Raw genomic sequence first — 1,947 nt, 5'->3', positions numbered from 1 at the left:
CCGATCTCCGCCCCGAAGCCCGCGAGGAGCTGCTCGCCCTCACCACCTCGCTCGCGCGTGAGACCAAGTGGGACGGTGATGATGGCCTGGACCACCGGCGCGAGCTCGTTACCTACCTCACGGACCACTTGCTCGACGAGATTTCGTCCATCGCTAATTCGCCGAATTTCACGCAAGACGCACTCAGCGAGCGACTGGCGAACCGGGGCCTCCTTCCCATGTTTGGATTTCCCACCCGCCTTCGCCGCCTTCACGTGCGATGGCCGAAACGCGATCACTTTCCTACCTTCCCCGGGAGCGTCGAACGCAACCTCGATATCGCCATCTCCCAATTCGCGCCGGGGTCGGAAACCGTGAAGGACAAGGCTGTTCACACCGCGGTGGGCGTGGTGGGGTTCCTTCCACCGTCCGGACCTGGTGACCTCGAGTGCACGGATGGTTTCATCCCGTCGTCCAGCGAGGAGAACCCGCGTCTTCTCGGCCTCTGTTCGAAGTGCCAGGACGTGCGTCGGGGCGCGCGCAACGGAGACCGATGCCCCGTTTGTGGAGCCGAACCAAGCCAATACCGCGTGCTCGATGCGCGCGAGCCCCGTGACTTCATCACGAACTTCAAGCCGCGTGACTTCGAGGGGTACTTCGAATGGGTCCCGCAATCGACCCGGCCCACACTCGCCGCCGGCGGAGAGTTGGAGACGGCCACAGCCCTGAACTGCGTCGTGCAGTCCGGAAGCGCAGACGTGATCGCGGTGAACGACAACGGCGGCGCAGGGGGCTTCGAGTTCCAAGCGGTGAAATACTACGAGCGCGCGCGTCCAGGTGCCCTCGCCGTGGACTTTGGCCAAGAGTCACCGGTCCGAGTTCAGGGGCCGCCACGACGCATCGCACTCTTGGCCGAGCGAAAGACGGACGTGCTGGTCGCAGGTCTCCGGGATTGGCCCGTGGGCGTGTTCGCAGACCCTACCAGCGTGACAGGTCGCGCCGCGTGGTACTCGTTCGCCTTCTTCCTGCGGCTCGCCGCTGGTGCTGTGCTCGATGTGGACCCGCTCGAATTGCAGTGCGGATTCCGGCCAATCGCCACCGAGCAGCGTCCCGCCGGCCAAGCGTTCCTGTCCGATACGCTGGAGAACGGCGCAGGGTACTGTCGAGAGCTGGGCAATCCGGAGCGCTTCGCCGAGATGCTCGCCCATGGCCTCCATACGGAGCGCGGCTCCATCGCGGAACGCTGGCTCCTGCATGCCCCCGAGTGCGACAGCTCCTGCAATCGCTGCCTGCGCGACTACCACAACCTCGCCTACAGCGGCCTCCTCGACTGGCGACTCGCGCTCGACATGGTCCGCCTCGCCCGCGACCCGGCTGCGGTCCTCGACCTCGCCGCGCCGTGGGGTAACCTAACAAATCCGTGGTCCAGGCTCGTCGAGGGTGAGAACGCCCCGGTGGCAGCCGCGCTCGGGCGTTTGGGCTACAAGGAATCGTTCAGCGCAGGGAGACTGACCGCCTACAAGAACCCCGATCGCAACGCCGTGTGCATCGTTCGCCACCCGCTTTGGGAGGACGCGCACCCAGAATGGCAGGAAGCGCTCACCGCTACCCGAGAACGCCATCCGAACGCCATCATCGCGGCGGCGGACCCATTCATGGTCCTCCGGCGCCCATCCGACTTCATGCCCGGGGCTAAGCCCGGTTGAAACCTTCGCGCCGGCGAAATCATCAGCCGCGAACAAAGGCGGCGAGCTGAACGAGGCCCGGAACCGTCGAGACGACCGCCTCGTACGAAGCTAGGCGGCAGCTCAGGCCGAACGAGGACGCCACGGACTGGCACCCTGCGACGCCGAGGCAGGCCGCTCGGATGAACGAACGGCCACCGGGGAGCGCGAACGGGTCACGGGAAGGCTCCGGCCCGGTTACGGGCCGGCGGGAGCGGAAGCCCGGTGGCGCAGACCCCAGAGC

Annotated in this window: 1 protein-coding gene; it reads left to right on the top strand. The window is 66.4% G+C overall.

Annotation, left to right across the window (positions count from 1 at the left end):
- Positions 1–569 precede the first annotated feature (569 nt).
- The gene (locus VAE53_RS06830; protein ID WP_322818619.1) at positions 570–1,685 is read left to right on the top strand and encodes a DUF1998 domain-containing protein; all 1,116 of its coding nucleotides are present in this window, start codon (positions 570–572) and stop codon (positions 1,683–1,685) included.
- Positions 1,686–1,947: the final 262 nt, after the last annotated feature.

It is taken from the genome of Tepidiforma sp. (assembly GCF_034432735.1).
Classification (GTDB): Bacteria; Chloroflexota; Dehalococcoidia; order Tepidiformales; family Tepidiformaceae; genus Tepidiforma.
Note: the sequence above shows the minus strand (reverse complement) of the source record. Positions and strands in the feature narration are given on the sequence as shown.